We start from the raw sequence: 3,217 nt of genomic DNA, 5'->3' as shown, positions 1-3,217 counted from the left end.
GCAGTACCGCTCCGACATCCTCGACGGCTTCCTCACCGGGGCCGGACTCTCCCTCGACCTCCCACCGCCATCACCTTGAAGCGCCGAGGTCAGTAAGGGTCTGTGATCGGGTGATCTGAGTTCCCCGTGCTGATGGCTGCTGATGTCACCGTGAGTGGTCGCCGGGGGCGTAGTGCTTCCAGGTTCCTCCGACTTCTGCGGCGATGGCCTCGGCGTGGACGGAGTGGTAGCCGAGCATCCCGGCGACCACGGAGGGTGGGGCTTGGAGGACGAGTTGGCGCATGGCGGCGGTTCGGCCGTGCAGGGCGGGGATGCCCGCAGCGGCGAGTCTCCCGCGGAGGGTCGAGGGGTCGAGAGGCTGTCCGGCCCTGTGGCCGGGGAAGAGCCAGGTGCTGTTCGGTTGGGCGGCGAGGTGTTCGAGGAGCATGCCAGCGAACGGTTCGGGGACCGGGGTTGCCGGATCGCCGAGGCGGAGCATGACCTGGCTGCCGTTGCGGACGATGTCGCTGGTCGTGAGCCGGACGAGTCGGCTGATGGGCTGGGCGTAGAGGAGGACCAGCGCGGCGGCGACCCGGTCCGCGAGCAGTAGTTCCTCGTCGGTGAGGACCCGGCGGATGAGGGTGATGCGTCGGTGCTGGCTGATCGGGGCCGGGTTCTCGGTGCGGCAGGTGGGGATCTTGAGGCGGGGCATGGCGCGGTTGTCCGCGCACCAGCGCAGGAATGCCTGGGCCGCCCGGCGGCTGGTGGCGTTCTCGGCGTGCCAGGCGTCGAGGTCGGCCTGGGTGCACTCGCCGACGGCGCGTTCTCGCTCGGCGAGCCAGCGGAGGAAGGCTGCGGCCTGGGCCAGGCCGGTGCGGGCGGTGGTGATCCCTGACTTGACGCTTCATCAGGCATTCCTCGCCGGCCGCAGGGCGGCCTCCATCGTGGCGTCCAGGGCGCGACGCAGGCTGCGGGTGCGGAAGTCGGAGGAGACGCAGGTGTAGATCGCGGTCGTCGACGCGTGCTCGTGACCGACCTGTTCCTGGACGAAGCGGGCGTCGTAGCCGTCCTCGATCAGGTGGGTGACGTACGACCTTCGGAAGGAGTGGAAGTCCAGCCCGGCGTCCAGGCCCAGCGCGTGCCGGTAGGCGCCGAAGCGGGTATTCATCTGGGAGAACCCTATTCGGGCCGAGCGTTCCGAGGGCCACAGTGCGCCGGAGCCGGCCGTGGAGAAGAGCGGGCGGACCTCCTCGTTCCACTGCTGCAGGATCTCCGCCGACCAGTCCCAGACCGTCAGCACGCTTCGGCGCTTGGGCGGCGAGCCCTTCTTCGCCTTGCCGTGCCGGACGTAGAGGACGCCGTACTCGCCGAACTCGCGTCCCTGCGGGTTGCGGCCGAAGGGCGTTGTCACGTTGTTAGGTGCGAGAGTGCCTGAGGGTGTGTCGGGGTGTGGCGGGGCCGGGTTGCAGCTGTGTGTTCAGGCCGGGGTGGGCGGGCCGGCGGCTTCGGTGACCTGCTCCCAGATCGCGAAGCGGACGGTCATCTCGGCTCGGTAGCCGGTGGCGGCCATCAGGCGGCGGGGTCGGAAGTGGGGTGAGATGCCGCTGAACGCGGACAGGAAGCGTTGGGCCGCGCCTGCGGAGCGGAAGCCCTTCATGGCGCGTTCGCGTTGCCTGGTGGGCTGGTGGCTGTTCTCGGCTCGGTTGTTCAAACCCTTGTGGGAGCGGTGCTCCACGGACGGCATGACCTCGCGGTGGGCGGCTCCGTAGGAGCGGAGCTTGTCCGTGACGATCACCCTCGGCACCGCGCGGGTCCGCTTGAGGAGGCGGCGCAGGAAGCGCCTGGCCGCGGCCTTGTCCCGCCGCCCCTGCACGAGGATGTCCAGCACGTTGCCGTCCTGGTCAACGGCCGCCACAGGTACTTCCGCTCGCCGTTGACCTTGATGAAGACCTCGTCCAGATGCCACCTTGTCCCCGATCCGGGGCTGCCTGCGGCGCAGCGCGTCGGCGTAGGTCTGCCCGAACGTCAGGCACCACCGCCGGACCGTCTCGTAGGAGACGACGACACCGCGCTGGAGCATCAGCTCCTCCACCTCGCGAAACGACAGCGGGAACCGGAAGTACAGCCACACACAGTGGGAGATGACCTCGACCGGGTGCCGGTGACCCCTGTACGACGGCGACGTGCTCTCCACGAATGATCCCCCTCCGCCGTGATCGATCAGAAGATCATCTCACCCGGTCGGCCAACGTGACAGCGCCCGTGGCGGGGGAATCAGGGAAGCCGCCCCGTCAGACGATCAAGACTGCAGACTCCTGCCCACCACCAGCACGAGTACGGGCAAGGACCGTCACGCCAGCCCCGCTGACCAGCACGTTCGAAGGTAGCGGCACTTCGATGGTGCCCCCTACGCGGTGTCCAGCAGTGTGAGTCCGGCGGCGGTGGGCGTGTGAAGGGCGGTGTTGTGGTGACGAAGTGTGGTGATCAGGCCGGCCTCGCGCAGCACGGTGGCGTGCTGACTGGCACTGGAGGGGCCGACGGCCAGAGCCGTGGCGATTTCACTGGTCGTGCAGCCGGGGCGTTGCGCGATGATGCGCAGTACGGCGGCGCGGGTTCGGCCCAGCAGCGCGGCCAGTGGTGCCGGTGTGCCGTCGGTTGCGGCCGGGGTCACGAGGGTCAGGGGGCCGGCCCTCTCATCGCGGTGGGCAGGGTAGGCCAGGATGGGCTGGGGTTCGGCATCCGGATCGATCACGGGTGCTTGCGCGGCGAACACGGACGGCATCAGCAGCAGGCCCCGGCCCCCCAGGTGGACGTCACCTTCCAGTCCGGACACCAGGGCGACCTCCAGCACGGGTGCCCGCCACCGGATACGCGGCGGATACAGCCCGTTCAGCAGCCGCTCGACACCACCGTGCAGAAGCTCACGGGACCGGACGGCTCGGTCAGCCGCGACCTGCGCGGTGACCTGGGGCCAGTACGGGGCCAGGACGGTTGCGTAAACCTGGCCGAGGGCGTCGACAAGCTGTCGTAGCACCTCGGGGTTGTCACCCAGCCCGGATGCCCAGCCGGGCATATGTTGCCGCTCGGCGAGCTGGGCCAGGGTTGCCCGGAGTTGTTTCGCTGGTGTGGCGGCGACTTCCTCCAGTAAGGGCGTCCGCCAGTAGGTCATCGGATGCGGGGGCTTCGAGGCCGGGTATCCCAGCGGTAGAGGGTCCAAGCCCGTCTGATTAGGCAGCGG

General features: G+C 69.3%; 3 protein-coding genes and 1 pseudogene. All 4 read right to left on the bottom strand.

All coding sequences use genetic code 11. The annotated features are described in order from the left end of the window. Positions 1–145 precede the first annotated feature (145 nt). Positions 146–691, bottom strand: coding sequence for a hypothetical protein (locus ACH4E7_RS45425; RefSeq protein WP_396255099.1), 546 nt, complete (start codon positions 689–691; stop codon positions 146–148). 195 nt (positions 692–886) lie between these two features. Next, complete coding sequence (locus ACH4E7_RS45420) at positions 887–1,390, bottom strand: tyrosine-type recombinase/integrase (RefSeq protein WP_396255098.1); 504 nt, start codon at positions 1,388–1,390, stop codon at positions 887–889. Between the two features lie 66 nt (positions 1,391–1,456). After that, a pseudogene (locus tag ACH4E7_RS45415) lies at positions 1,457–2,173 on the bottom strand (IS6 family transposase). A gap of 213 nt (positions 2,174–2,386) precedes the next feature. Then, positions 2,387–3,217, bottom strand: an 831-nt coding sequence (locus tag ACH4E7_RS45410) for an ArsR/SmtB family transcription factor (protein WP_396255097.1), incomplete at its 5' end; no start/stop codon positions are given.

It is taken from the genome of Kitasatospora sp. NPDC018058, assembly GCF_044327205.1.
Classification (GTDB): Bacteria; Actinomycetota; Actinomycetes; order Streptomycetales; family Streptomycetaceae; genus Kitasatospora.
Note: the sequence above shows the minus strand (reverse complement) of the source record. Positions and strands in the feature narration are given on the sequence as shown.